Annotated in this window: 25 protein-coding genes; 9 read left to right on the plus strand and 16 right to left on the minus strand. The window is 66.1% G+C overall.

What is annotated here, in order from left to right; all coding sequences use genetic code 11:
* Positions 1-61 precede the first annotated feature (61 nt).
* The gene (locus tag PSm6_RS16815) at positions 62-1552 is read left to right on the plus strand and encodes a helicase HerA-like domain-containing protein (protein WP_265167812.1); all 1491 of its coding nucleotides are present in this window, start codon (positions 62-64) and stop codon (positions 1550-1552) included.
* 61 nt (positions 1553-1613) lie between these two features.
* Here the strand turns inward: PSm6_RS16815 and PSm6_RS16820 are convergent, their stop codons facing one another.
* The 6 genes from PSm6_RS16820 to PSm6_RS16845 all read right to left on the minus strand — a co-directional run bounded on the left by PSm6_RS16820 (position 1614) and on the right by PSm6_RS16845 (position 7693).
* Positions 1614-3086: an inorganic phosphate transporter gene (locus PSm6_RS16820; protein ID WP_043242535.1), complete on the minus strand. Its 1473-nt coding sequence runs from the start codon at positions 3084-3086 to the stop codon at positions 1614-1616.
* A gap of 154 nt (positions 3087-3240) precedes the next feature.
* Complete coding sequence (locus tag PSm6_RS16825; protein WP_021218042.1) at positions 3241-3438, minus strand: hypothetical protein; 198 nt, start codon at positions 3436-3438, stop codon at positions 3241-3243.
* A 313-nt stretch (positions 3439-3751) separates the two neighbouring features.
* Positions 3752-5161, minus strand: a complete 1410-nt coding sequence (gene mapR, locus PSm6_RS16830; RefSeq protein ID WP_184492158.1) for a GntR family transcriptional regulator MpaR — start codon at positions 5159-5161, stop codon at positions 3752-3754.
* 77 nt (positions 5162-5238) lie between these two features.
* Positions 5239-6657 carry a cytochrome c oxidase accessory protein CcoG gene (gene ccoG, locus PSm6_RS16835; RefSeq protein ID WP_043242537.1) on the minus strand — a complete coding sequence of 473 codons (1419 nt, stop codon included), beginning with the start codon at positions 6655-6657 and terminating at the stop codon, positions 5239-5241.
* A gap of 320 nt (positions 6658-6977) precedes the next feature.
* A complete protein-coding gene (locus PSm6_RS16840) occupies positions 6978-7229 on the minus strand; it encodes a hypothetical protein (RefSeq protein WP_021218039.1) in 252 nt (83 codons plus the stop codon).
* Complete coding sequence (locus PSm6_RS16845) at positions 7226-7693, minus strand: BRO-N domain-containing protein (RefSeq protein ID WP_265167813.1); 468 nt, start codon at positions 7691-7693, stop codon at positions 7226-7228. Before PSm6_RS16845 ends, PSm6_RS16840 begins: the two co-directional genes overlap by 4 nt.
* Positions 7694-8357: 664 nt before the next feature.
* On the opposite strand from PSm6_RS16845, the gene PSm6_RS16850 reads away from it, so the two are divergent.
* The 3 genes from PSm6_RS16850 to pbpG all read left to right on the plus strand — a co-directional run bounded on the left by PSm6_RS16850 (position 8358) and on the right by pbpG (position 11522).
* The gene (locus PSm6_RS16850) at positions 8358-9356 is read left to right on the plus strand and encodes a hypothetical protein (protein WP_021218036.1); all 999 of its coding nucleotides are present in this window, start codon (positions 8358-8360) and stop codon (positions 9354-9356) included.
* A 479-nt stretch (positions 9357-9835) separates the two neighbouring features.
* The gene (locus PSm6_RS16855; RefSeq protein WP_021218035.1) at positions 9836-10180 is read left to right on the plus strand and encodes a hypothetical protein; all 345 of its coding nucleotides are present in this window, start codon (positions 9836-9838) and stop codon (positions 10178-10180) included.
* Positions 10181-10589: 409 nt separating this feature from the next.
* Positions 10590-11522 (plus strand): D-alanyl-D-alanine endopeptidase, encoded by a 933-nt coding sequence (gene pbpG, locus PSm6_RS16860; protein WP_021218034.1) that lies wholly within the window; start codon positions 10590-10592, stop codon positions 11520-11522.
* Positions 11523-11591: 69 nt separating this feature from the next.
* On the opposite strand, the gene PSm6_RS16865 is transcribed toward pbpG, so the two are convergent.
* From PSm6_RS16865 to PSm6_RS16885, 5 genes are all read right to left on the minus strand, one after another.
* A complete protein-coding gene (locus PSm6_RS16865; protein WP_043242556.1) occupies positions 11592-11879 on the minus strand; it encodes a HigA family addiction module antitoxin in 288 nt (95 codons plus the stop codon).
* Between the two features lie 10 nt (positions 11880-11889).
* Positions 11890-12168, minus strand: coding sequence for a type II toxin-antitoxin system RelE/ParE family toxin (locus PSm6_RS16870; RefSeq protein ID WP_043242561.1), 279 nt, complete (start codon positions 12166-12168; stop codon positions 11890-11892).
* A 53-nt stretch (positions 12169-12221) separates the two neighbouring features.
* Complete coding sequence (locus PSm6_RS16875; protein WP_021218033.1) at positions 12222-12920, minus strand: LrgB family protein; 699 nt, start codon at positions 12918-12920, stop codon at positions 12222-12224.
* Positions 12917-13273 carry a CidA/LrgA family protein gene (locus PSm6_RS16880; RefSeq protein ID WP_184491920.1) on the minus strand — a complete coding sequence of 119 codons (357 nt, stop codon included), beginning with the start codon at positions 13271-13273 and terminating at the stop codon, positions 12917-12919. Before PSm6_RS16880 ends, PSm6_RS16875 begins: the two co-directional genes overlap by 4 nt.
* A 107-nt stretch (positions 13274-13380) precedes the next feature.
* Positions 13381-13503: a hypothetical protein gene (locus PSm6_RS16885; RefSeq protein WP_263401278.1), complete on the minus strand. Its 123-nt coding sequence runs from the start codon at positions 13501-13503 to the stop codon at positions 13381-13383.
* Positions 13504-13762: 259 nt separating this feature from the next.
* Here PSm6_RS16885 and kynU point away from each other — a divergent pair, with 259 nt between their 5' ends.
* From kynU to PSm6_RS16910, 5 genes are all read left to right on the plus strand, one after another.
* On the plus strand, positions 13763-15007 hold the full coding sequence (gene kynU, locus PSm6_RS16890; protein ID WP_265167814.1) for a kynureninase: 1245 nt from the start codon (positions 13763-13765) through the stop codon (positions 15005-15007).
* 31 nt (positions 15008-15038) lie between these two features.
* Positions 15039-16454, plus strand: coding sequence for an amino acid permease (locus tag PSm6_RS16895; RefSeq protein WP_031287232.1), 1416 nt, complete (start codon positions 15039-15041; stop codon positions 16452-16454).
* A 127-nt stretch (positions 16455-16581) separates the two neighbouring features.
* Positions 16582-17901 (plus strand): OprD family porin, encoded by a 1320-nt coding sequence (locus PSm6_RS16900; RefSeq protein WP_265167815.1) that lies wholly within the window; start codon positions 16582-16584, stop codon positions 17899-17901.
* A gap of 90 nt (positions 17902-17991) precedes the next feature.
* A complete protein-coding gene (locus PSm6_RS16905) occupies positions 17992-19752 on the plus strand; it encodes an LVIVD repeat-containing protein (RefSeq protein ID WP_265167816.1) in 1761 nt (586 codons plus the stop codon).
* 100 nt (positions 19753-19852) lie between these two features.
* Complete coding sequence (locus tag PSm6_RS16910) at positions 19853-20878, plus strand: porin (protein ID WP_021218026.1); 1026 nt, start codon at positions 19853-19855, stop codon at positions 20876-20878.
* Between the two features lie 670 nt (positions 20879-21548).
* Here the strand turns inward: PSm6_RS16910 and PSm6_RS16915 are convergent.
* Genes PSm6_RS16915 through dmpG form a run of 5 tightly spaced genes read right to left on the minus strand, consistent with a single transcriptional unit; the run spans position 21549 to position 25371 of the window.
* A complete protein-coding gene (locus PSm6_RS16915; RefSeq protein WP_184491926.1) occupies positions 21549-22535 on the minus strand; it encodes an amidohydrolase family protein in 987 nt (328 codons plus the stop codon).
* On the minus strand, positions 22532-23104 hold the full coding sequence (locus PSm6_RS16920) for a 3-hydroxyanthranilate 3,4-dioxygenase (protein ID WP_265167817.1): 573 nt from the start codon (positions 23102-23104) through the stop codon (positions 22532-22534). Before PSm6_RS16920 ends, PSm6_RS16915 begins: the two co-directional genes overlap by 4 nt.
* 10 nt (positions 23105-23114) lie before the next feature.
* Positions 23115-23540 (minus strand): RidA family protein, encoded by a 426-nt coding sequence (locus PSm6_RS16925; protein ID WP_265167818.1) that lies wholly within the window; start codon positions 23538-23540, stop codon positions 23115-23117.
* On the minus strand, positions 23537-24337 hold the full coding sequence (locus tag PSm6_RS16930) for a 2-keto-4-pentenoate hydratase (RefSeq protein WP_021218022.1): 801 nt from the start codon (positions 24335-24337) through the stop codon (positions 23537-23539). Before PSm6_RS16930 ends, PSm6_RS16925 begins: the two co-directional genes overlap by 4 nt.
* Positions 24334-25371, minus strand: coding sequence for a 4-hydroxy-2-oxovalerate aldolase (dmpG, locus tag PSm6_RS16935; protein ID WP_021218021.1), 1038 nt, complete (start codon positions 25369-25371; stop codon positions 24334-24336). Before dmpG ends, PSm6_RS16930 begins: the two co-directional genes overlap by 4 nt.

Raw genomic sequence — 25371 nt, forward strand, 5'->3', positions numbered from 1 at the left:
TAACGGATCCGGCGTTGAACACTGTGTCGGTACAGAACCAGTAAAGCTTGAGGATGGCGAGATGCCTGCATCCAGTTCGATAATTCTTGGCGCTGACCCTTCCGGCCAGCCGATCGCCCAGGCACTGCGCCTGGCCAACCGTCACGGCCTGGTGGCGGGGGCCACCGGCACCGGCAAGACGGTGACCCTGCAACGCCTCGCCGAAGCCTTCAGCGACGCGGGGGGGGCTGTGTTCGCCGCCGACATCAAGGGTGATCTCTGCGGCCTAGGCGCCGCCGGCGTGCCCCAGGGCAAGGTCGCCGAACGCATCGCCTCCATGCCCTGGCTCGGACACCAGCCCAAGGCCTATCCGGTGACGCTGTGGGACGTGGCCGGCAAGAGCGGCCACCCGCTTCGTACGACACTCAGCGAAATGGGCCCCCTGCTGCTGGGCAACCTGCTGGAACTCACCGACAGCCAGCAGGCGGCCCTCTATGCCGCCTTCCAGGTGGCCGACCGCGAAGGCCTGCTGCTGCTCGACCTGAAGGACCTCAAGGCCCTGCTCAACCACCTGCGTGACCACCCCGAGCTGCTTGGCGAGGACCGTGCCCTGTTCGCCGGCGCCTCCGCCCAGGCCCTGCTGCGGCGCCTGGCCACCCTGGAACAGCAGGGCGCCGACGCCCTGTTCGGCGAGCCGGCCCTGCAACTGGAAGACATCCTCCACCCCGACCGGGACGGCCGTGGCCGCATCCACCTGCTGGACGCCAGCCGCCTGGTGCACGAGGCGCCCAAGGTCTACGCCACCTTCCTGCTCTGGCTGCTGGCCGAGCTGTTCGAGCAACTGCCCGAGCGCGGCGATGCCGACAAACCGGTGCTGGCGCTGTTCTTCGACGAGGCGCACCTGCTGTTCGCCGACACCCCGCGTGCGTTGCAGGAACGCCTGGAGCAGGTGGTGCGGCTGATCCGCTCCAAGGGTGTCGGCGTCTACTTCGTCACCCAATCCCCCAGTGACCTGCCGGATACCGTCCTCGCCCAGCTCGGCCTGCGCATCCAGCATGGGCTGCGCGCCTTCACCGCCAAGGAGCAGAAGTCCCTGCGTGCGGTCGCCGATGGCTTCCGCCCCAACCCGGCGTTCGACAGCCTGGCCGTGCTCACCGAGCTGGGCATCGGCGAAGCCCTGGTGGGCACGCTGGAAGAGAAGGGCACGCCGGCCATGGTGCAGCGCGTGGCCATCGCCCCGCCGCAATCGCGCATCGGGCCGCTGAGCGAGGCCGAGCGTGCCGAGCTGGTGCGCAGCTCGCCCCAAGCCGGGCGCTATGACAAGCCCATCGACCGCGAGTCCGCCTACGAAATCCTCACCGCCCGTGCCGCCGATGCGCCCGCCGCCCCGGCCACCAAGGGCAAGGCCGCGCCCGCCGAGGCCGAGTCCGGTTTCGCCGGTGCCGCCGGCGAACTGCTGGGCAGCCTCGCCAGCCAGGCGATGAAAACCGCCGTGCGCCAGGCCGCCAACCAGTTGGGCCGGCAACTGGTGCGCGGGCTCATGGGGTCGCTGCTGGGTGGCAAGCGCCGTTGACTGCGGATTCGCCGCAACGAAAAAGGGCGCCCGAAGGCGCCCTTTTTCATGGCTGCATGGCTCAGACGATGAACTTGGTCGAGAGCCAGAACAGCGCCGCGGCCAGGGCCATGGAGGTGGGCAGGGTCAGCACCCAGGCCAGCAGGATGTTGCGCACCGTGCCGCCCTGCAGGCCGCTCTTGTTGGCGACCATGGTGCCGGCGACGCCGGAGGACAGCACGTGGGTGGTGGACACCGGCAGGCTGTAGATGTTGGCCAGGCCGATGGCGGCGGCGGCGGTGATCTGCGCGCTCATGCCCTGGGCGTAGCTCATGCCCTGCTTGCCGATCTTCTCGCCGACGGTCAGTACCACGCGCTTCCAGCCGACCATGGTGCCGATGCCCAGGGCCAGGGCCACCGCGAGGATCACCCAGAAGGGCGCGTACTCGGTGGTGGCGGTCAGGTCCTTGCGCAGCTTCTCCAGGTCCGCCTTCTCGCGGGCCGGCAGCTCGGAGAGCTTGCCCACTTTCTTCGCGGTGTCGTCCAGGCAGAGCAGGTAGCGACGGGTCTCGACGCGGGTTTCCTCGCTCATGTCGCTGTAGCTGGCCACGCCCTTGAGGTTGGTCAGCAAGCCGTCGATGGTCGCTTCGGTCTGCTTGGGATCGCAGCGGAACGCCTGGGGCATCTCGCTGGGAGTTGCCTTGCCCAGGGCCAGCATCTCGCCGAGGGTATCGGTGTGGCGCTGGTAGAACTGGCTCAGGTGAGTGGCGGCATCACGGGTGCGTTCGATCTGGTAGGTGGTGCTGTTCAGGTCGAGCACGAACTTGGCCGGGACGATGCCGATCAGCACCAGCATGATCAGGCCGATGCCTTTCTGGCCGTCGTTGGAACCGTGCACGAAGCTCACGGCCATGGCCGAAAGCACCAGCACCAGGCGGTTCCAGAAGGGCGGGTGCTTCTTGTCGTCGACTTCCTTGCGGGTCTCCGGGGTCTTGTGCATCTTCGACGCCGGGTAGAACCACTTCAGCGACAGCAGCAGCAGCGCCGCGACCATGAAGCCGGCGGCCGGGGAGAAGATCAGCGACAGGCCGATATCGATGGCCTTGCCCCAGTTCACGCCTTCGCCCAGGGGCAGGTCGGTGATCATCGCGTTGGCCAGGCCGACGCCGAGGATCGAGCCGATCAGGGTGTGGGAGCTGGACGCCGGGATGCCCAGGTACCAGGTACCGAGGTTCCAGGTGATGGCCGCCGCCAGCAACGAGAACACCATGGCCAGACCGTGGCCGGTGTTGACGTTGATCAGCAGCTCCACCGGCAGCAGGTGGACGATGGCATACGCCACGCCGACGCCGCCCAGCAATACGCCGAGGAAGTTGAAGATGCCGGAGAGGACCACAGCGCGGTAGGGCGACATGGCCTTGGTGTAGATAACCGTGGCGACCGCGTTGGCGGTGTCATGGAAACCGTTGATGAACTCGAAGGTCAGGACGAATGCCAGGGCGAGCAACAGGCTCACGACCAGCCAGGCATCAAGCCCGCTGAAGAGATCGAACATGAAGGTTTAGTGACAGGCTGGTTAGGGGGCGCGAATTATGCCAGAAATCCGGCCCGCGCCCAGCGCCCGACTGCCGATCGGTACCTGATGGCACTGCGGCATGGCAGCGCAGCCCAGTAAAACCGGGCTGCGCGACGCATTGTTCGAAATCGTTTCAGCTGTTCTGGCCGAGCTCTTTCTCGATCTTCTGGATCTCGCGCTCGAAGGCCTGGTCCAGGTAGTTCGAGCGTTTGCGCCAGGGCTTGCGCTCGGGGTCCGGTTGCGCGGCATAGGTGGTTACTTCGCCGCCGTAAACATCCTTGAATCGTTTTTCCTGGCGCTCGAGTTCGGCGCGCAGTTCGTCTTTCGTCACGTAGTGATCCGCTTCGTCTGATAGAGGTCTTGAATGAGTGTCCGGCGATGGAAGGCGCGGGGCCTTCTGCAACTTTCGCCTGTCATGGAGTTGGGCCGAATGGCCGTCTTCCATTGTCTTCACGACTATCCCGGTCGCGTTCGCCGCACCGCCGCAAGCCAGGTATGCCGCGCCTTGCGCGAATTACCGGAGAACTTGGGGAGGGGCGCCGAAGTATATAGGGAAATTCACCAGAAGCTCTATCGAATAGAAAGCCGAACGCACGACGAGTTCAACTTTCGTTGCACTCGCCGTGCACTTCCCTGGTGCACACTCAAAGGCTGCGGATGATTCGCCCGAGTGTTTCCATGGCCTGTTCGCTGCGTGTCGTCCAGGGGTGGCCGTAGTTCAGGCGCGCGCAATTGCTGAAACTTCGCGTGGCCGAGAAGATCGGCCCGGGCGCGATGCTGATGCCCTGGGCCAGGGCCAGCTGGAACAGGCGCAGCGAGTCCACCTGGGCGGGGAACTCCAGCCACAGGAAGTAGCCGCCATCGGGCCGGCTGACCCGGGTCTGCTCCGGCAGGTGGCGTGCCACGGCCGCCAGCATCGCGTTCTGCTGGCTCTCCAGGGCATAGCGCAGGCGCCGCAGGTGGCGGTCGTAGCCGCCGTGCTGCAGGTAGTCGGCGATGGCGGCCTGGGCCGGCACCGAGGCGGAGATGCTGGTCATCAGCTTCAACCGCTCGATCTCCCCGGCGTAGCGCCCGCCCGCCACCCAGCCCACCCGGTAACCCGGTGCCAGGCTCTTGGAGAACGAACTGCAATGCATCACCAGGCCCTCGCTGTCGAAGGCCTTCACCGGCTTGGGCGCCTGCTGGCCGAAATACAGCTCGGCGTAGACGTCGTCCTCGATCATCGGCACCTGGTACTGCTTCAGCAGCTCGGCCAGGCGTCGCTTGCGCGCTTCGGTAAGGCTCGCGCCCAGGGGGTTGTGGAAGTTGCTCATGAACCAGCAGGCCTTGATCGGCAACTGCTCGAGGCTGCGTTCCAGCACCTCCAGGTCGATGCCCTCGCGCGGGTGCACGGGGATTTCCACCGCCTTCAGCTTCAGCCGCTCCAGCACCTGCAGGCTGGCATAGAAGGCCGGCGACTCGATGGCCACCAGGTCGCCCGGGCGGGTCACCACCTGCAGGCACAGGTTCAGCGCTTCAAGCGCGCCGTTGGTGATCACCAGCTCCTCGATGGGCAGCGGCAGGCCGCCGACCATATAGCGCAGGGCGATCTGCCGGCGCAGGCCATGGTTGCCCGGGGTCATGTCGGAGACGGTGGAGCGCGGGTCCATCTCCCGCACCGCATGGGACATGGAGCGCGCCAGGCGTTGCAGGGGGAACAGTTCCGGGCTGGGGAAGGCCGAGCCGAAGGGCACGGTGTCCGGGTCCTTGATGGAGCTGAGCACCGAGAACACCAGCTCGCTCACGTCCACCTCGGTGGTGGCCGCCTCACGGACGGGCACCTCCGGCTCCTGCAGCGGGCGCTGCACGTGCTGGCAGACGAAGTAACCGGAGCGCGCACGGGCGATGATCAGCCCACGGCTCTCCAGCAGGTAATAAGCCTGGAACACGGTGGAGGCGCTGACCCCGTAGGTGCGGCTGGCGTGGCGCACCGAGGGTACCTTCTCCCCCGGTGCGAGCACGCCGGTGCGGATCAGCTCGGCGATCTCGTCGGCGAATTTCTCGTAGCGCTTCATCTTGTCCTGCGGGTGGGCGGCCTGGGCCGCCCACTCTAAGCGCTGCGTCGGGCCGCCGCCACAGGTGCCGTCCATGCTCAACGGTGGGGGCTGACGAAGGTGCTGTCGGCGCTGGCGCTGGCCGCATCGCCGTCCAGGCTGGTGAGGCGGAACACCAGCTCGCGGGAGCCACCGCCCAGCGCGTCGTCTTCCTGGGCCACCGAAACCGGCAGCTCGAGGATCTCGCCCGCCTCGATCTTCACCTCGGCCGGTGCCTGCAGGCGCAGGCCCTCGCCCTCGGCCAGCTCCAGGCGGTAGCGGTGGGCGAGCTGGGTCTTGTTGATCAGCTTGAGGTTGTAGATGTTCTCGATCTCGCCGGCGGCGTTCTCGCGGAACATGCCCCTGTCCTTGATCACGTCCATGGAGATTTCCGAGCGCGCCGCCAGCAACCAGCCGAACGCGCCGATCATCAGCACCAGGGCGGTGGCGTAGCCGATCAGGCGGGGGCGCAGCAGGTGGGTGTGGCCACCTTCCAGGGCGCGTTCCGAGCTGTAGCCCACCAGGCCACGGGCGTAGCCCATCTTGTCCATCACCGAATCACAGGCGTCTACGCAGGCCGCGCAGCCGATGCAGGCGATCTGCAGGCCATCGCGGATGTCGATGCCGGTGGGGCACACCTGCACGCATACCGTGCAATCGATGCAATCGCCCAGGCCCTGGGCCTTCGGATCGACCCCCTTCTTGCGCGCCCCGCGGGACTCGCCCCGGGCGGCATCGTAGGAAACGATCAGCGTGTCCTTGTCGAACATCACGCTCTGGAAGCGCGCATAGGGGCACATGTGAATACACACCTGCTCACGCATCCAGCCGGCGTTCACGTAGGTGGCGGCGGTGAAGAACAGCACCCAGAACAGCGAAATGCCGCCGGCCTGCAGGGTCACGATCTCGGTGGCCAGTTCACGCACCGGGGTGAAGTAGCCGACGAAGGTCACAGCCGTCGCCAGGCTGATGGCCAGCCACAGGCCGTGCTTGGCCAGGTTGCGCAGCACCTTCTCCACGCCCCAGGGTGCGGCGGCCAGCTTGATGCGCTGGTTGCGGTCGCCCTGGGTGCGCTGCTCGACCCACATGAACATCCAGGTCCACACGCTCTGCGGGCAGCTGTAGCCGCACCACACGCGCCCGGCGAACACCGTGATGAAGAACAGCCCGAAGGCGCAGATGATCAGCAGCCCCGACAGCAGGATGAAATCCTGCGGCCAGAAGGTCGCGCCGAAGATATAGAACTTGCTGTCCTCCAGGCTCCAGAGCACGGCCTGGCGGCCATCCCAGTCGAACCAGAGGGTGCCGAAGAACAGCAGGCACAACAGACCGGCGCCGAGCAGGCGGAAGTTGCGGAACCGCCCGGTGAAGCTGCGGGTGTGGATCGGGGCACTGGAGGCATAAAGGGACTTGCTGGCGGCGGCGGGGCGACTCGGTTGGACGACCTCTACCTGCCTGACGGGAATCATCTCGCTCATGATGCTGGCCTTTTGGGCTATGACGGCGAGGCGGACTATAGGGAGAGGCTGATACTGGAAACAGATTCAGGTGATGGGGCAAAAACCATATCAGATGGGTCGCGATGGCCGTCTGGCCCGCAAGGCGCGTGGTTTCTGGCGGGGCACGGGTGCGCCCTGCGCAAAGCGCGGCAATCGGTCGCGGGCTAATTACCGGTGCAGCGCCTCGCCCCCACCTGTAGAGCGCCGCGCAACCCCCTTGTAGGGGCGATTTCAATCGCCCAAGGGCAACGCCGTTGCCCCAAAGGCCCCTCCCAATTCCGAGAGGGGCCAGGCCCGGGTCAGTTGGTCCAGAGGGGCAGCGCGCCCATCTTCATCAGCTGCCAGAAGTCCTGTTGGTTGCTGTGGCACAGATCCACCATCACATCCATCAGCGCACCCTCGCGGACTTCGTTGAGAAAGGGGCCGGGAGTGCCTTCGCGCCGGCCCGCGTTGTCCTGGATGATCGCCGCGATCATGTGCACCGCGTTCAGCCGTGAGTCCAGGCGCTCCAGCAGGTCATGCAGGTGTTGCTGCTGCATATCCGTGCTCATGCCGACACCTCCTTGCCGCTGGCCATGAACAGCGGCAAATCCCGCCAGGCCACCCACAGCTCTCCCTGCCAGCGCACCACACCCAGCTGCCGGCCCTCGTAGGTCCGCGTTTCACGCGTAGGCGCCGCATCGGGCGTGCGGTGGTAGTCATGCAGCGTCGGCACCAGCACTTCGTTCACCCAGCGGCCCAGATCGCCGTGCTTGGGCGTGCCGAACTGGAACAGCGCCCGGTAGGCGCCGATATCGCTGATCACCACCACCTCTTCATGGAAGTCGTCGGTGTAGCGGAGGGAGAGGGTGTGCTGCTCGTGAGGCTGCAAGGAAGGGAGCAAGGGCAGGGCATCGGCCAGGCCGATCAACTGCGCGAAATCATGGGCGACGAACCAGGGCTGGTTGTCGACCATCACGGCGCGCAGGCGTTGGTGGTGGTGATAGAAAACGAGGGGGGTGAATGCGTTTTTCATGGTGAAGCTCCTGATGAGTGAGGAAGCTGCCACCGTTCGCTGTCAGTCAAAGGGTGGCAGACCGCGCAGGGTTGACAGACCGGCATCAGGAACCGGCAGACCCGAGGGTCTCCCCGCGCGATCTGCCATAGAGCAGTGCAGTTGAAAACTGCATGCGAGCAAAGGCCTGCAAGAAACATTCGCCGTTTCTCGCATGCACCTTGCGGCGCAATCGCGCCTGATGACGGGCTGTCAAACCCGGCCACGGGATTTGCCGTGGCCGGGGCAGGATAGGGAGGAGGGAGTGGGAGGGCAAGGGTGTGGTCGCCGGATGGATCGCGGGGGTGAATCAAACCAATGGCTATCTAACGACTCTGCTGCTCGTGACTGGCATCTTTCGACCAAGAGCGGACGTTGAGACTAGGAAAATAAAACGGTGGCCTTTTTTGCGCACAAACTTGTGCCAGCCGTTGCATTTGGCTACCGCCAAACTGAAGATAAGCGCCTGTCGTAAGCCCACTGCTTGGGCTATCTCTCGCTTCGGACGAAGCGCCGTTTTGACCAGGAGCTGTATTGTGATGGATCACATACTGGCCGGACCTTCTTGTTCAGGTCTTTCCCTCTCGGCAGGGCGCCCCTCTTTTTTCACAACATATCCTCAACCCAGCCAGCTCTAGGAATTCCCATGTCCGAGTCATCGCTCAATATCGTCTTGAAGTCCGATAACAATCAGCTCGCGGTGTTGCTTAAAGGGTTGAACGGGACGTTTACCGCCGCGTTTTTACAAGGGTTAGAAGCAACGTTCGCCGGCGACCGGGGCCATCCACAACCCGCCGTTTTCACCGACCTCAACGTGCAACAGGTGAGGGTCGGCAAAGGATTGTATGGGCTGCATATCCAAGGCGACGAAGCGGAAGCCTTCATGGACTGGCTAGGCGGCTTGCCGGGATTGGCGTTCTGGGCGTTGGCAACCAGTGAAACGATGATCGACATATATGCCTCCAGCGATGGCTGTAGTTACTGGAGCACCTATGTGGCGTGGGAGGGCGGCTCAGACCCGGAAGAAGATGCTCGTGAAGCCAAGCTCCAATGGTGGGTCGGCATGACCAAACCGGTGTTGCGCCATTTCGATGAAGACGCCGACAGCGCGCTTGCACTGCTCAAAGCCCATCAGAAAACCAAGGACGAAGCCGACCACTGGGGCTACTTCTTCGCCAACCACATCACCAGCGAAGGCATGCTTCTGAAAGTCCGGATCAAAGACAAACTGGTACGTACCGCCTGGCTGCGAGAACTGCAGCGCTACGTAAAAGCGGAAGAAAAAGACTTCCAGCGCCTGGCCACCTTTTTCACCAGCGAGCGCCTCAAATGGCAAGGTGGTGACGAGACGGCACAGTTCCCCAATTGGTCGGAACAACGGAAAGCTCCGCTGGAGCTGGCGAAGGGTTTAATGTTCGCCGAGGAGGCCGGCAACTGCCTATACGTTGGCTTTCATATGGACGGTATCGCGCCCTATATTCACGGCGACTGCAACTCCTCGTCACGAGGCAATTACGCAATCAATTTGGTGCAGTACTTCACCGCACTTTATTCGTTAGTCGGGGGCCGAGTTTTTTATAAAAACGAAACCCACTACCTTGCTCGCAGTGTTATTGACCATGATGGTTATCTGTACATCATGTAAATCAATGCGTGCGGCGCTAGATCGTGAAGAAAAACAGCGCCGCTGGGATAGCGCGCCTGAAAGATGTCACCACATTTGGTTTTTGATTTTCGTACGTGCAGCATCGTCCCGGGATTTCGGGCCTAAGACTGCCCATCACGGCCGTCCGCTCCTGGCCGATTTCAGCCCCTGGTGAACGGCTCCAATCATCACTTTTCGCCAACCTACAGTTGGTCGACAGCCATCCGACCAGAGCATCCAGTTCGGCCTGCCGCGCCGGTGCGATCACCCGCTCGCCGGCGCTGAGAATCTCGTACAGGTGCGCCACCGATGAGGTGACTGGAGTCAGGGCCTAGCTCGGGCTTCAGCCTTGGCCGAGGATGCCGGCCAACGTGCCTTTCCCGCCATTGATCCGAAACCCGCCATGGCCCCGAACCCGGCCATGGGGCGGTTGCCCAACGGACGTATCATCGGCACATAACCCTCAGCGAGGTACGGCCATGAAGCTCTTCCGTTGTGCGCTGCTGGCCCTGGTGGCGAGCGGCGCGATTCCCGCCCTGGCCGCCGAACCGAACGGGCAGCAGACCATCCGTGTCATCCCCAAGACCTACGTCAGCCCCGGCGCCAGCGGCAGCGTCGACACCTACGAAAGCAGCCAGCGCTACGACGTGTACGGCGGGCAGCGCGTGCCCAGCGACATCAACTCCACCCGCAGCAGCTCCGGCTACAGCAGCCAGGACATCCAGCAGCGCGGCGGCATCCGCCAGACCACCGAATACCCCAACGGCCTGATCATCGAGCGGGTTCCGGGGCAGGGCACCACGCAGTATTACCGCCGCGAGTGATCCGTCGTTGTTTCTGTGGGAGCGAATTCATTCGCGATGCCAGGCCGCCGGCCTATCGCGGATGTACCCGCAGCGTAGGGTGGACCACGCTTCATCGGTCCACCAATCGAGGTCATGCCGGGCATCGCTGGTGGATGAATAAAGCGCCATCCACCCTACGCAGCGGTCATGTCCCTGCCTGTGGATTGCCGCCTCTCCTGTGGGGGCGAAGTCATTCGCGATCGGTTTTTCCCGATGGCACCTCTGCGCCGATCTCCCGCTTCGCTTGGCCCTCCCGCTGCGAACGTGCTGCGAAAAAAAGCCTGCCGGCGACCGGTGGGGGCTGAATCCACGGGCTTTTTGTTCTCTATAATGTCGACCAGTTCGCAACGGCGATCTTCATCCCAATCTGCATCTGGTAGCCCGTCACGTGAAAATCCGAACCTCGCTCTTCAAGGCCCTGTTCCTCTGCACCAGCCTCGCGCTGGCCAGCCCTGCCAACGCCCAGACCCCCGCGCCCCTGCGCGACCCGGCGCAACTGCAACTCGCCTCCGGCAGCGCCATGCTGCTGGACCTGAAGACCAACAAGATCATCTATTCCAACAACCCCGACCTGGTGGTGCCCATCGCCTCGGTCACCAAGCTGATGACCGCCCTGATCGTGCTTGAAGCCAAGCAGTCGATGAGCGAAGTCATCGCCATCGACATCAGCCAGACCAAGGAAATGAAGGGCGTGTACTCGCGCGTTCGCCTGGGCAGCCAGGCCACCCGCCACGACATGCTGCTGATGGCGCTGATGTCGTCCGAGAACCGCGCCGCCGCGACCCTGGCCCACCACTACCCGGGCGGCTACCCGGCCTTCATCGCCGCGATGAACGCCAAGGCCCGCGCCCTGGGCATGAAGCACACCCGCTTCGTCGAGCCCACCGGCCTGTCGCTGAACAACGTCTCCACCGCCCACGACCTGGTGCAACTGCTGGTGGCGAGCAACAAGTACCCGCTGCTCAGCGAGCTCAGCACCACCAAGGAAAAGACCATCACCTTCGTCAAGCCGCGCTACAGCCTGGGCTTCAGCAACACCAACCACCTCACCCGCAAGGCTGACTGGAACATCGAGCTGACCAAGACCGGCTTCACCGACGAGGCCGGCCACTGCCTGGTGATGCGCACCCGCATGGGCAACCAGCAGGTGGCCATGGTGCTGCTCGACGCCTTCGGCAAGTACACCCACTTCGCCGACGCCACACGCATGCGCCGCTGGGTGGAAACCGGCAAGAGCGGCCCCATCCCGGTCGCCGCCAAGGCCTACCGCCAGCAGAAGGACTCGGCGCGCAAGCAGCAGATGATCGCCACGCCGAACTGATCCGGCGCGTCGCTCTTCACGTCCAGTGATTCAGGCCGGCGGGGTTCAACCCTGCCGGCCTTGTCGTGCTCAGGCGATTTCGGCGAAGCGCTCGATGGGTGGCTGCTCGCGTTGTTCGGCCTGCCAGAGGTCGTAGCTGCCCTGCATGGCCAGCCACATGCGCGCGGTGCTGATGCCGGCGCGTTCGAGCCGTACCGCCAGGTCCGGGCTGATCGGCGCGTGGCCGTGCATGATCCGCGACAGGGTTTCGCGGGCGATGCTGAGGCGCCGGGCCATCTCCGCGATGCTGATGCCCAGCGTGGGCAGCACGTCCTCGAGGAGGATTTCGCCCGGGTGGGGAGGGTTGTGCTGGGTCATGTCGGCCTCCTCAGTGGTAGTCCAGGTAATCGAGCAGTTCGACGTCGTTGTCGATGAAACGGAAGATCACGCGCCAGTTGCCGCTGATGCTGATCGACCACCAGGACTCCAGGTCGCCTTTCAGCGGGTGCAAACGCCAGCCCGGGATATTCAAGTCGGCCGGCCCGTGGGCGTTTTCCAGCATCAACAGGGCGCGGGACAGACGCTTGGCGTGCTCCGCGATGATGCCCTTGGTCGAGCCCGTCTCGTAGAAGAGACGTAATCCCTTGTGCCTGAAGCTCCTGATCATGGCGAAGAATCGTGATCCATTGGGTCACGCTTTGCAAGCCACCGCCCGGCACCTCACCCCAACAACACCGGCAACAGCACCGCCGTCGCCACGCCCGCCAGGCTCATGGCCAGGGCGGCGAAGGCGCCTGTCTCGCTGTTTTCCTGCAACGCCTGGGCGGTGCCGACGGCGTGGGCGGTGAGGCCCAGGGCGAGGCCGCGGGCGGCGGGGTGGGTGACCCGTGCCATGCGCAACAGGGCCGGGCCGAGGGCGGCGCCGAGCACGCCGGTGATCATCACGAACACCGCCGCCAGCGAGGCGCTGCCGCCCAGTTGCTCGGCCACCAGGATGGCGATGGGCGAGGTCACCGATTTCGGCGCCAGGGTCATCAGCATGGCGTGGCCGGCGCCCAGCAGGTGGGCCAGCAGCAGGGTGAGCGCGAGGGTCACCGTGCCGCCCACGGCCAGGGCGATGAGCACCGGCCAGAACAGCTGGCGGATGCGCGGCAGGTTCAGGTACAGCGGCACCGCCAGGGCGACGGTGGCCGGGCCCAGCAGCAGCCAGAGCATGCTCGAGGCGCTGCGGTAGGTGGCGTAGTCGATGTCGCAGGCGAGCAGGGCGGCGACCACCAGCAGGGTGCCCACCAGCACCGGTTGCGCCAGCACCGAGCGGGTCTTTTCGAACAGCAGCAACGCCAGCTGGTAGGCGCCCAGGGTCAGGGCGAGGTGGAACAGCGGGTGGTCGCTGACGCCGGGCAGCAGCGGGGCGCTCATGGGCGGTGCTCCGGGCGGCTGCGGCGGATCAGCGCCTGCATCAGCCAGCCGGTGAGCGGGATGCCCACCAGCAGGGAGCCCAGCAGCGCGGCGGCGATGGCCCAGAAGTCCCGGCCGATGGTTTCCACGTGCAGCATGATCCCCACCGCCGGCGGCACCAGCAGCAGGGGCAGGTATTTCAGCAACTGGCCGCTGGCATCCCCCAGCGTCGCCGGCACCCCGCCGCGCAGCACGAGGAAGGCCAGCAGCAGGAGCAGGCCGAGTACCGGCCCCGGCAGCAGCGGGACGAGGAAGTGGTTGAGGGCAGAGCCCAGGAGCAGGAACGACAACAGCAGGAACATCCCGCGCAGCATGGCGACGCTTTCCGAGTGACGAGTCGAGGGAGCGTCACTATGGGAGTGGCGTGGCGCCGGATAACAGCGCCAGTTGCCGGGCGAAAAGGCGGTGCAGACGAAGCGCCTCAGGCCAGCCAGTCGTCCTTGTCGTCGGGCGCGAGCCCGTGGATGAGGTACCAGCGCACGGCGAGGTGGGCCCCGACGGCGGCCGTGACCACCAGCAGGATGTGCAGCGACTCCGAATCCATGAGTTCCCCAGGGCAGTGAGGCGACTGCTGCAACGCTATCTGCCCGGGCGGGCGTTGAACAGGTGCAGTGGGCGGTGTTTACCGCCGGCACAGTCGCTGCGACTGGCTATAACGGCTCGGAATAGTTGCTTCGGGCATTTCTATTTTCAGGTAATGGCGACTGAGGGGTAGCATCCGCTCACCCTAATGCGAACAGGTGCCCCGGACCCGAGCCGGGAACCTGTGCAACCGATAAGAACAAAGCAGTCAAGGAATCGCCATGTCCAGCAGCGCCCCTCTCACCCGCGATGATTTCGTGCGCCTCGACAACGAGGACGGAATGGGTCAATTCCGCGCCCGTTTCGACCTGCCGCCCAACGAGATCTACCTCGACGGCAACTCCCTCGGCGCGATGCCGGCCCACGTCCCGGCGCGCATCGACACGGTGATGCGCAAGGAATGGGCCCATGGCCTGATCCGCTCCTGGAACGACGCCGACTGGTACCCGGCCCCGCAGCGCACCGGCGGCAAGATCGCCCGCCTGATCGGCGCCCAGGCCCACGAAGTGATAGTGGCCGACTCCACCTCCATCAACCTGTTCAAGGTGCTGGTCGCCGCCACCCGCATGCAGCCCTCGCGCAAGGTGATCCTGGCCGAGCGCGGCAACTTCCCCACTGACGTCTACATCGCCGACGGCGTGGCCGAGCTGACCGGCTGCGAGCTGCGCTGCGTGGAGCCGGATGCGGTGCTCGACGCCCTCGACGAGAGCGTGTCGATCCTGTCCCTGACCCACGTGAACTTCAAATCCGGCCGCCGCTACGACATGGCCGCCATCACCGCCCGCGCCCATGAAGTCGGCGCCCTGGTGGTGTGGGACCTGTGCCACTCGGCCGGCGCCATGCCCATCGAGCTGAACGGCGCCAACGCCGACTTCGCCGTGGGCTGCGGCTACAAGTACCTCAATGGCGGCCCCGGCGCGCCGGCCTTCGTGTTCGTCGCCGAGCGCCATATCGCCCAGGTGCGCCAGCCGCTGACCGGCTGGCACGGCCACGCCAAGCCCTTCGACTTCAGCCACGACTACGCGCCCCACGCCACCATCGACCGCATGCTGGTGGGCACCGCCCCGCAGCTCGGCGTGCTGGCCCTGGAGGCGGCGCTGGAGGTGTTCGAAGACGTCGACATGCAGGCCCTGCGCACCAAGAGCGTGGCCCTGTGCGACCTGTTCATCCAGCTCTGCGACCAGGAGCTGCAAGGCCTGGGCATCGAGCTGCGCACCCCGCGCGACGCCGAGCAGCGCGGCAGCCAGGTGTCCCTGGCCCACGCCGACGCCTACCCGGTGATGCAGGCACTGATCGCCCGCGGCATCGTCGGCGACTTCCGCGCGCCGGACATCCTGCGCTTTGGCTTCACCCCCCTCTACACGCGCTACCAGGACGTCTGGGAATGCGTGGCGGCACTGCGTGAAATCCTCGAACGAAAAGAATGGGACCGCCCGGAGTTCCTGGCCCGTAAATCGGTGACCTGAGCCCCCCGCCAAACCCTGGAGCAAGAATGCGATGACAAAAACAACAAGCTCATTCGAACAATTGGTAGACCGGGAAAAAGGCCTCAAGCAGAGCCTCACCAGCGGGCAGCTGTCGATGATCGCCATCGGTGGCGCCATCGGCACCGGCCTGTTCCTCGGCAGTGGTTTCGCCATCGGCTTCGCCGGGCCCAGCGTGCTGGTCAGCTACGGCATCGGCGCGCTGATCGCCCTGCTGCTGATGGGCTGCCTGGCGGAAATGACCGTGCGCCACCCGACCTCGGGCTCGTTCGGTTCCTTCGCCGAGTTCTACGTGTCACCCGGCTTCGGCTTCGCCATCCGCTACGCCTACTGGTCGTCCATCGTGTTTGCGGTGGGCACCGAGATCACCGCCGCAGCCATGTACATGAAGTACTGGTACCCCGAGGTGCCGGGTGGTTACTGGATGGTGGCCTTCTCGGTGGCGCTGATCCTGGCCAACGCCTTCAGCGTCAAGGTGTTCGGCGCCATCGAGTACGTCTTCTCGCTGCTCAAGCTGTGCGCCATCGTGGTGTTCATCCTGCTCGGCGCCTGGGTGGTCTACGGCGCGCCGGCGGATTCGGCCATCGGCTTCGCCAACTACAGCAACGACCGCGGCTTCTTCCCCAACGGCCTGTGGGGCACCTGGGTGGCGGTGATCGTGGCCTTCTTCAGCTACCTCAGCATCGAGATGATCGCCGTCGCCGCCGGTGAGGCGAAGGACCCGCAAAGCGCGGTGACCCGTGCCTTCCGCATCACCGTGGTGCGCCTGGTGGTGTTCTACCTGCTGACCATCGCCCTGGTCCTGGCCATCGTGCCCTGGGGCCAGAACAACGGCGGCCAGAGCCCCTTCGTCACGGTGATGGAAGCCACCGGCGTACCCTATGCGGGCGCGGTGTTCAACGCGGTGATCCTGATCGCAGCGCTGTCGGCGATGAACAGCCAGCTGTACATCACCACCCGCCTGATGTTCAGCCTGTCCCGGGCCGGCCAGGCGCCCAAGGTGTTCGGCACCCTCAGCGGCAAGGGCGTACCGCTGCCGGCGCTGCTGCTGTCTTCGGTGGGCATCGCCCTGGCCACCCTGCTGTACCTGGCGTACCCGGAAAAGGCCTTCACCCTGATGATGTCGATCGCCATGTTCGGTGCGATGTTCACCTGGGCGGGCATCTTCCTCACCCACCTGTTCTTCCGTCGCCGCCAGGGCGGCCAGCCGCTGGCGTTCAAGCTCTGGGGCTACCCCTGGACCAGCCTCGCCGGCCTGCTGCTGATGCTGGCGCTGATGGTCACCACGCTGTTCACCGAGGAGTTCGCGCCCACCCTGCTGTGCGGCCTGCCGTTCCTCGCGGTGATCCTGCTGATCTACGCCCTGCGCTTCCGGCAACGGGCGCCGCTCGAAGGCGACGCGCCCAAGCCACTGCCGATCCAGCGTTGATCCCCGGGCCAGGGACGGCCCGCACCCCCTGATGGCAACACCGCCCACCCGCCGTGGGCCGGTGCCTGCGCGCGCCCCGGGATAGGGCGTGCCGCGAAGAACAACAAGAATTCACGAGGCTCGAACCATGTTGCGCAGAACCCTCTCGGCATTCCTGCTGGCCGCCTGTGCCTGCCCGCTCGCCCTTGCGGCGAACGAGCCGGCGCCGGGCTTCGTTGCCGGCAGCCAGGCGACCCTGTTGCTGCGCAACTCCTACTTCAACCGCAGCAAGGAGAATGGCCGCCGCGACGCCCGCGACTGGACCCAGGGCTTCGTCGCCCAGTACGCCTCCGGCTTCACCGAAGGCACCGTCGGTGTCGGCCTCGACGGCTTCGCCTACCTCGGGCTGAAGCTCGATGCCCCGGCCAACAAGACCGGCACCGGCAACCTCCCGGTGCACGACGACGGCCAGCCCGCCGACGAGTACGCCAAGGCCGGCGCCGCCCTCAAGCTGCGTTACTCGCGCAGCGTGCTCACGCTCGGCGAGCAGCGCCCCGACACCCCGGTGTTCGGCGTCAGCCACTTCCGCATCGTGCCGCAGACCGCCACCGGTATTGCCCTGGTCAGCCAGGAGATCGACGGGCTCGACCTGCAGGCCGGGCACTTCACCTCGTCCACCAGCCCGGTGACCACCAACGGCGACGGCGATCTCTGGGCGGTGATGGCGGGCGTCACCACCCCGCGCGCCGACTACCTGGGCGGCCGCTACCGGGTCGCCCCCGGCCTGGATGTGAGCCTCTACGGCGCGCGCTTCAAGGACATCTGGGACCAGTACTACGCCAGCCTCGACGGCCGCCACGCACTGCCCGGTGACCGCGAGCTGGGCCTGACGCTGACCCTCTACCGCACCACCGACAGCGGCCAGGCGCGGGCCGGCGAGATCGACAACACCACCCTGGGCGCCGCCACCTGGCTGCGCAGTGGCGCGCACCGCTGGCTGCTGGGCCTGCAACGGGTGGGTGGCGATACGCCGTTCGACTACCTGGGCGTGGGCGACAACGACCGCAATGGCCGCAACGGGCGGGATCAGGGCGCCTCCATCTACCTGCCCAACGCCGCCCAGTTCGCCGACTTCAACGGCCCCAATGAGCGCTCCTGGCAGGTGCGCTATGACCTGGCGCTGGAGCGCTACGGCGTGCCCGGCCTGTCGCTGATGGCCCGCCATGTGCGCGGTTGGGGCATCGACGGCAGCCAGATTCCCGCCGGCAGCCCCTACGCCGGGCGCTACGGCGCCGATGGCGAGCACCGCGAAACCAACCTGGAGCTGCGCTACGTGGTGCAGGCCGGGCCGGCCAAGGGCCTGAGCCTGCGCGCGCGCCAGGCCTGGCACCGCGCCGACCGCGACCAGGGCTCGGGCGACCTCGACGACTTCCGCCTGATCACCGATTACCCCATCGACCTGTTCTGACCGGCCAGCGCACCTGGCCGGGGGCTTCACCCACACCGATTTCTGCAATGGCAAGCACTGCCCAATCGGGCACAACTGACGGAGTGAATAATGAAAACAAGGCTGCTCCCTTCCAAGGCTCGCGTTCCGTTCATCCAGACCGGCGTCGCGGCATCCGTGATCCTCGGCATGTTGCTGGGCTGTTATGCCCGCGCCGAGGAACACGGCCCGATCAACATCGTCGACCCCTTCGTGAAGCGGCAGACCGAGCTCTCGCCGGACAAGACCCCGCCGGAACCGGCACCGGGCAGCTACGGCCTGGACAAGAAGACCGGCGTCTTCACCCACCCGGCGGCCACGCCCTTCTCCCACGGCGGCCAGCCCTTCGCCGGCCAGCTCGACTACTGGGACAGCAAGACCTACATCAAGAACATGAAGGTCGAGGCCTACTACCCCATCGTGGTCGAGCCCTTCCACACCTGGCAGAACATCGTCGACTTCGACGGCAAGCGTTACCTGTACCAGTACGTGCGCCGCAGCCTGAAGATCTTCGACATCACCCATCCCAAGGACGTGAAGTTGCTGCTCACCCGTGGCGAGACCTGGGGCCCGAACGGCCCGGGCGAGGAGCAGAACCCCTACCCGGCGGACGACATGTTCGGCGCGGCCTCCATCCAGTGGAACAAGAAGCTGGGCAAGAACATCATGGTGCAGTCCTTCGAGGTGCGTCGTTTCGGCGTGCTGGAAGACAAGTACCGCGAGCCGGACAAGGTCGAGGCCATCCGCAAGTCCAAGCACCTCAAGGGCTTCAAGGTCTACGAGATGAACGGCCCGCTGCCGGCGGACTGGAAGCTGATCGCCACCCGCACCACCGACATCGAGCACCCCAACGCGCCCATCGGCGAGCAGGAAGGCTCCGGCGTGCGTGACATCCCGGCCTACTTCGGCGGCGATGTGATGTACGTGGCCGCCGCGCCCAGCGACAAGTACGCCCTCACCGAATACCCCAACGACCTGTACAACGCCGGCTACCAGTCCTGGGACATGTCCAACCCGGCCGATCCCAAGCTGCTGGACGTGCTCACCGTGCCCGGCCAGATCGTCGGCGACCCCGAGCACGAAGCCGTGTTCAAGGCCAACCCGCGTGCCGGCAACCGCGCTTCCTGGATGGGCGCGCGCATGTCGCTGTTCATCCCCAAACCGGTGGAGCAGGGCGGCAAGTACGGCTACGCGGCCATGGGCGGCATGGGCCTGTACGTGGTCGACATCACCGATTCGAAGGCGATGAAGGTGGTGGGGCACGTGGACTTCCCGGTCAGCGTGGCCGGCACCGAAGGCGACAACATCGACGTCTCCCAGGTGGAGAAGACCGGGCTGGTGTACTTCAGCGGCTACCCGCTGTCCGAGGACTGCTACGAGGCCTACAAGGACATCTACGCGGTGGACGTGAGCAACCCGGCCAAGCCCGCGATCCAGCACGTGCTGCCGCGCCCGACGCCGCCAGCCGATGCCGCCTTCACCGACTTCTGCCAGCGCAAGGGCAGCTTCGGGCCCAAGCGCACCGGCTACTACACCCAGCCCGGCGTCTCCCGCGAGGGCATCCTGCCGTACGCCTTCTACAACGCCGGCGTGCAGGTGTTCGACGTGCGTGACCCGGCCAAGCCCACCATCGGCGCCTACTTCGTGCCGCCCTTCGACACCAAGAACGTGGCCAGCTACGCGGTCGGCAACCTGACCCACAGCGCCTACACCGAGTACGACCGCAACCTGATCTGGGTCTTCACCAACCACGGCTTCTACGCACTGTCGACGCCGTTGCTGGGCACGCCGAGCTTCGATGCACCGAAGAAGCCCTGGCCGTCCCGGGACTGACCCTGCGGCTCCATAACAACAAAACCCAATAAGAAAAATAGAGCGCGCGGCGGCGGGGAGATGGCCGCCGCGTGCTCACCCTGTTCGATCGGAGCAACCCATGCGCAAACTTCTACTCGCACTTCCGCTTGTGAGCGGGCACGCTTTCGCGGGAATCGAGATATCCGGGATCATCGACGTCACCTACGAGGTGGCCACGTCAGGGGGGGACACCGTGGAGCGGGTCACCGGTGCCGGTCTCAGCGCCAACCGCATCCAGTTCAAGGCGGACCAGGCGCTCACCGACGACCTCTCGGTGAAGGGCGTCTACGAGGCGATGTACAACCCCCATTCCGATGACGACATGGGCAAGCGCGAAGCCTATGCCCAGATCATCTCCAAGCGCTGGGGCACCCTCAGCGCCGGGCGCCAGGACACGCCCTCGGCCAACGCCTACGGCTACGCCGACCCGCTGTTCGGCAACGAATACAGCCTGATCAACAACGTCAGCGTGTTCTATGCGCCCTGGCGTGAAGACCGCTCGCTGATGTACATCAGCCCGCGCATCGAGGGCTTCGAGTTCCGCGGCATGGCCACCCAGGGCGAGAAGGACGGCAGCCGCGATGGCCGCGTCTACAGCGTGGCGCTGGACTACTGGGCCGACAGCCCCTGGTATTTCTCCGGCGCCCTGGACCGCAAGTACCAGCGCAACCTCTGGGACAAGGACACCATGGAGTACGCCACCGACCTCTACCTGACGGCGGTGTACAGCATGGGCAAGACCGACCTGACCGCCGTCTACCACCGCTACACCGGCTACTACGCCTACGCGCCCTGGGTGGATTTCGAATCCAACGGCAGCGACCTGCAGCTGGGCCTGCGGCACAACTTCGGCAACAAGCACAACGTCGCCGTCAGCCTGATCTACAAGGACGACCGCAAGGACGAAGCCCTCAGCGACGCCGCCGGCATCAACCTTGGCTACATCTACAACTACGACGAGAACATCGACCTCTACGGCGTCTACGCCTACATCCACCACAAACGTGATTCGGATGTGCGCTACCCCATCAGCTGGAACCTGGAAAGCCCGCTTTCCGACGAAAACCCCGAAGGCATGCAGCTCGGCGTGCGCTTCAAGTTCTAGCCCCGCACCGCCACACCCCCACCCGCGACAGGACGCTGCCGCGGGTTTTTTATTGCCCGCGATTCGGCGGCGATGGATTTCGCGGCGCTCAACCCAGCCTAGGGCTGACCGGGATGTAGGGTGGATGACGCTCTTTTCATCCACCAAACGGTGTCGCCGGAAAGCACATTGCGTTGGCAGCCCTGCGGCCTGCTCGGCGAATGAATTCGCCCCTACAGGGACCGCGTGGCCGGTAGGTCGGGTGCAACCCGACGTGGGCGGTGCATGGGGCACGTCCGGTGCACGCCTGTCACGCCGATTGGTGGATGGGTGAAGCGTCATCCACCCTACGCGAGGCCGGGCCGATGGGGCGGGGTTGGGCGCCGCCGGTGATGGGTTTCGCGACGCTCAACCCAGCCTCGGGGTTGACCGGGATGTAGGGTGGATGACGCTCTTTTCATCCACCAGGCGATGTCGCCGGAAAGCACATTGCGTTGGCAGCCCTGCGGCCTGCTTGGCGAATGAATTCGCCCCTACAGGGACCACATGGCCGGTAGGTCGGGTGCAACCCGACGTTGTGGTGCAGGCCCTCGCGGGTTTCACCCGCCCTACGGAAACCACGCTCACAAAAAAGCCCTGGTCTGACAGTGCGGGCCAGGGCCTGAGAAGGAGGCGTGATGAAGGGGGTGGATCAGATGCCGAAGAACTCCCGGGCGTTGCCGGCGCAGATGCGCGCCTTGTCGGCGTCGTCCAGGCGCGGGTGTTCGAGCACGCCGGAGCCGATGCGCTGTTCGCCCAGGGGGAAGGGCGAGTCGGAGCCGAGCATGACCCGGTCCGGGCCCATCACGTCCACCAGCAGCTGCAGGGCGCGGGGGTCGAACACGGCGGAGTCGACGAAGAAGCGCTTCACGTAGCTTGAGGGCAGTTGCGGGCAGTCCTCGCGGACGATGTCGCGGTGGCGCCAGGCGTTGTCGACGCGGCCGAGGAGGAAGGCGAAGCCGCCGCCGCCATGGGCGAAGCAGATGCGCAGCGACTCGGGGATGCGCTCGAAGGCGCCGGAGAGGATCAGCGAGAGGATGCCCAGCTGGGTTTCCGCCGGCATCGCCACCAGCCAGGGCAGCATCCATTTGCGCATGCGCTCGCCGCCCATCATGTCCCAGGGGTGCACCAGCACCGGGATGCCGTCGTTGGCGCAGTGGCTGAGGAAGGTCACCAGGTTGTCGTGGTCCAGGTCGTGGTTGCCCACGTGGTTGCCGATCTGCACGCCGACGTGGCCGGCGGCCTTGGCGCGGCTGGCTTCGCGGCAGGCGGCGTCTATGTCCTGCAGCGGCACCTGGGCCAGCACCTTGAGGCGGTCCGGGGCGCGGGCGGTCATCTCCAGGGCGCGGTCGTTCATCAGCTGGGCCCAGGGCAGGGCGCGTTCGATGGGCGCGTCGTAGGCGAACATCACCGGGGTGGCGCACATGATCTGGATGTCCAGGCCCTGCTCGTCGAGGTGCTCGATGCGCCGGACTGGGTCCCAGAGCACGTCGTGCACCGGGCGGAAGGGCTTGTCGCCGACCATGATCTGGCCGCTGCGGCCGTCGCTGTGCAGCCAGGGCGCGCGCTCGGGGTTGAGCCGTGCGGCTTCCTCCCGGGTGATGGTGGGGAAGAAGTGCGAGTGGATATCGATTTTCATGCTTGGGCTGCCGCCTCCAGGGTCCGGTGCCAGGTCTGCCAGTCACGGCCGGGGTGGATCTCGCCGCATTCGCTGCAACGGCGCTCGGCGTCGCTGGTGGCGTAGAACTGCTCGTACACCGGGGGCAGGTCGTTGACGATGCTCTGCAGCTGCATCTCGTAGCGCTTGATCACCGTGCCGCAATGGGCGCAGCTCCACTGCAGGGCGTCGAACAGGCCGGCGGGGCGCTGGCGTTCGATCACCAGGCACAGGCTGCCGGGCTCGGGGCGTTGCGGGGAGTGGATGACATGGGGCGCCATCAGGTAGATGTCGCCCTCGCGCAGGTCGATGCGCTCGTAGCGGCCACGGTCCCAGATGTTCAGGTAGGCGTTGCCCTTGAACTGGTAGAAGAACTCTTCCACCGGGTCGTCGTGGAAGTCGGTGCGCTGGTTCGGGCCACCGACCACGGTGACCATGAAGTCGGCGTTCTGCCACACCTGCTGGTTGCCCACGGGCGGTTTGAGCAGGTGCGCGTGTTCCTCGATCCAGCGGTTGAAGTTGAGCGGCGGGCTGAAGTGGTGTTTGTCCATCTTGTTGTTCTCAGCGATTGAGCGGGGCGTAGGCCACGGCCTTGATTTCGATGCGCAGGTGCGGGTGCGGCAACTGGTGCACGGCGACGGTGGTGCGGGTCGGGCCGCTCTCGTCGAAGTACTCGGCGTAGACCTGGTTGTAAGGGCCGAAGTCGTTCATGTCGACCAGGAAGGTGCTGATCTCCACCAGGTTCTGCAAGGTTGCGTTCTCACTGACGAGGATGTCGCGGATGTTTTCGATCACTGCGCGGGTCTGGGCGCGGATGTCCAGGTTGGTGGTGCCCATGGCGTCCACCTCCACGCCCTCGAAGCTGTTGTCCGGGCGCCGCGAGCTGGTGCCGGAGACGTAGAGGAAGTCGCCGGCGCGCTTGATGTGCGGGAAGCGCCCGCGTGGGGTGGCCTTGCCGGCCACGACTGTGGAGCGGTTGTCACTCATGCTCGGGTTCCTTGTTGGGGCGCGCGGGCGGCGCTGCAGGTGAAGCCGCATTCGCCGTAGCCGGCGATCTCCACGCTGACGTGGGCGCCCGGGGTGAGGGCTTCGGCGGCGGTGGCGGCGCCGGCCATGATCAGGCTGCCGGCGGGCAGGGCGATTTCGGCGCGGGCCAGCAGCTGCGAGGCCTGCACCAGGCTGCGCAGCGGGTGGCCGAGGATGGCGGCGGTGGAGCCGGCCTGGACCACGCGGCCGTCGATGCGCATCAGCACGCCGGCATTGGCCAGCCCGGCGAAGTCCCGCGACCAGGCGCCGACCACCAGGCCGGACGAGGAGCAGTTGTCGGCGACCACGTCCTCCAGGCTGAACTTGAAGGCCTGGTAGCGCGAATCGATGATCTCGATGGCCGGGGCCACGGCCTCCAGGTAGTCGGCCGCCTCCAGCTGGGTGAGCGGGCGTTCGATGGCGCGGCGGGTGACGAAGCACACCTCGGGCTCGGCGCGCGGGTGGATGAAGCGGCCCAGGTCCACCACGCCGCCGTCCTCTTCCAGCATGGCGTCGGTGAGCCAGCCCCAGATCAGGCTGTCGACGCCCATCTGGATCATCTTGGCGCGGCTGGTGAAGCCCAGCTTGACCCCGACCATGCGCTCGCCGTCGGCGTAGCGGCGGGCCATGGAGGCACGCTGGATCAGGTAGGCCTCGTCGAGGCTGAAGGGGCTGCTGGCGCTGAACTGCGCCAGCGGCTCGGCCTGGCGGGCGGCGCGGTCGAGGGCGGTGGCGATGCGGGCGATATCGGTGCTCATGGGCGCGGCTCCTGGCGGCGGGCGAGAAGGTCGAGGGCGACGTCGACGATCATGTCTTCCTGGCCGCCGACCATGCGGCGCTGGCCCAGCTCGACGAGGATGTCCACGGTCTTCAGGCCGTAGCGAGCGGCGGCCACCTCGGCATGGCGCAGGAAGCTGGAGTACACGCCGGCATAGCCCAGGGCGAGGGTTTCGCGGTCCACGCGCACGGGGCGGTCCTGCAGCGGGCGGACGATGTCGTCGGCGGCGTCCATCAGTGCCAGCAGGTCGGTGCCGTGGTGCCAGCCCAGGCGTTCGGCGGCGGCGATGAACACCTCCAGCGGCGCGTTGCCGGCCCCGGCGCCCATGCCGGCGAGGCTGGCGTCGATGCGGTCGCAGCCTTCCTCCACCGCAGCGATGGAGTTGGCCACGCCCAGGGAGAGGTTGTGGTGGGCGTGGATGCCGGTGGCGGTGGCCGGGTCGAGCACGGCCTTGAGCGCGCGGAAGCGCTCGCGGATGTCCTGCATGCCCATGGCGCCGCCGGAGTCGACCACGTAGATGCAGGTGGCGCCGTAGCTTTCCATCAGCTTGGCCTGGCGGGCGAGGCCGTCGGGGGTCTGCATGTGGCTCATCATCAGGAAGCCGACGGTGTCCATGCCCAGGTGGCGGGCGTATTCGATGTGCTGGCGGGAGACGTCCGCCTCGGTGCAGTGGGTGGCCACGCGGACCACCCGGGCGCCGGCGGCGTGGGCGGCCTTGAGGTCGTGCACCGTGCCGATGCCGGGCAGCAGCAGGGTGGCGATGCGCGCGTGCTGCAGCACATCGGCGGCGGCCTCGATCCATTCCAGGTCGGTGTGGGCGCCGAAGCCGTAGTTGAAGCTCGAGCCCTGCAGGCCGTCGCCGTGGGCGATTTCGATGGAGTCCACGCGGGCCTGGTCCAGGGCGCGGGCGATGGTCTGCACCTGCTCCAGCGAGTACTGGTGGCGGATGGCGTGCATGCCGTCGCGCAGGGTCACGTCGGAGATGTACAGCTTCTTGCCGGGGGTGGCGGTCAT

The organism is Pseudomonas solani (genome assembly GCF_026072635.1).
Taxonomy (GTDB): domain Bacteria; phylum Pseudomonadota; class Gammaproteobacteria; order Pseudomonadales; family Pseudomonadaceae; genus Metapseudomonas; species Metapseudomonas solani.

Excerpts from the sequence above, each read along its gene's own strand:
- PSm6_RS16815 (WP_265167812.1), top strand. The coding sequence starts at position 62 with ATGCCTGCATCCAGTTCGATAATTCTTGGCGCTGACCCTTCCGGCCAG.
- PSm6_RS16820 (WP_043242535.1), bottom strand. The coding sequence starts at position 3,086 with ATGTTCGATCTCTTCAGCGGGCTTGATGCCTGGCTGGTCGTGAGCCTG.
- mapR (WP_184492158.1), bottom strand. The coding sequence starts at position 5,161 with ATGAAGCGCTACGAGAAATTCGCCGACGAGATCGCCGAGCTGATCCGC.
- ccoG (WP_043242537.1), bottom strand. The coding sequence starts at position 6,657 with ATGAGCGAGATGATTCCCGTCAGGCAGGTAGAGGTCGTCCAACCGAGT.
- PSm6_RS16840 (WP_021218039.1), bottom strand. The coding sequence starts at position 7,229 with ATGAGCACGGATATGCAGCAGCAACACCTGCATGACCTGCTGGAGCGC.
- PSm6_RS16845 (WP_265167813.1), bottom strand. The coding sequence starts at position 7,693 with ATGAAAAACGCATTCACCCCCCTCGTTTTCTATCACCACCACCAACGC.
- PSm6_RS16850 (WP_021218036.1), top strand. The coding sequence starts at position 8,358 with ATGTCCGAGTCATCGCTCAATATCGTCTTGAAGTCCGATAACAATCAG.
- PSm6_RS16855 (WP_021218035.1), top strand. The coding sequence starts at position 9,836 with ATGAAGCTCTTCCGTTGTGCGCTGCTGGCCCTGGTGGCGAGCGGCGCG.
- PSm6_RS16865 (WP_043242556.1), bottom strand. The coding sequence starts at position 11,879 with ATGACCCAGCACAACCCTCCCCACCCGGGCGAAATCCTCCTCGAGGAC.
- PSm6_RS16870 (WP_043242561.1), bottom strand. The coding sequence starts at position 12,168 with ATGATCAGGAGCTTCAGGCACAAGGGATTACGTCTCTTCTACGAGACG.
- PSm6_RS16875 (WP_021218033.1), bottom strand. The coding sequence starts at position 12,920 with ATGAGCGCCCCGCTGCTGCCCGGCGTCAGCGACCACCCGCTGTTCCAC.
- PSm6_RS16880 (WP_184491920.1), bottom strand. The coding sequence starts at position 13,273 with ATGCTGCGCGGGATGTTCCTGCTGTTGTCGTTCCTGCTCCTGGGCTCT.
- PSm6_RS16885 (WP_263401278.1), bottom strand. The coding sequence starts at position 13,503 with ATGGATTCGGAGTCGCTGCACATCCTGCTGGTGGTCACGGCCGCCGTC.
- kynU (WP_265167814.1), top strand. The coding sequence starts at position 13,763 with ATGTCCAGCAGCGCCCCTCTCACCCGCGATGATTTCGTGCGCCTCGAC.
- PSm6_RS16895 (WP_031287232.1), top strand. The coding sequence starts at position 15,039 with ATGACAAAAACAACAAGCTCATTCGAACAATTGGTAGACCGGGAAAAA.
- PSm6_RS16900 (WP_265167815.1), top strand. The coding sequence starts at position 16,582 with ATGTTGCGCAGAACCCTCTCGGCATTCCTGCTGGCCGCCTGTGCCTGC.
- PSm6_RS16905 (WP_265167816.1), top strand. The coding sequence starts at position 17,992 with ATGAAAACAAGGCTGCTCCCTTCCAAGGCTCGCGTTCCGTTCATCCAG.
- PSm6_RS16910 (WP_021218026.1), top strand. The coding sequence starts at position 19,853 with ATGCGCAAACTTCTACTCGCACTTCCGCTTGTGAGCGGGCACGCTTTC.
- PSm6_RS16915 (WP_184491926.1), bottom strand. The coding sequence starts at position 22,535 with ATGAAAATCGATATCCACTCGCACTTCTTCCCCACCATCACCCGGGAG.
- PSm6_RS16920 (WP_265167817.1), bottom strand. The coding sequence starts at position 23,104 with ATGGACAAACACCACTTCAGCCCGCCGCTCAACTTCAACCGCTGGATC.
- PSm6_RS16925 (WP_265167818.1), bottom strand. The coding sequence starts at position 23,540 with ATGAGTGACAACCGCTCCACAGTCGTGGCCGGCAAGGCCACCCCACGC.
- PSm6_RS16930 (WP_021218022.1), bottom strand. The coding sequence starts at position 24,337 with ATGAGCACCGATATCGCCCGCATCGCCACCGCCCTCGACCGCGCCGCC.
- dmpG (WP_021218021.1), bottom strand. The coding sequence starts at position 25,371 with ATGACCGCCACCCCCGGCAAGAAGCTGTACATCTCCGACGTGACCCTG.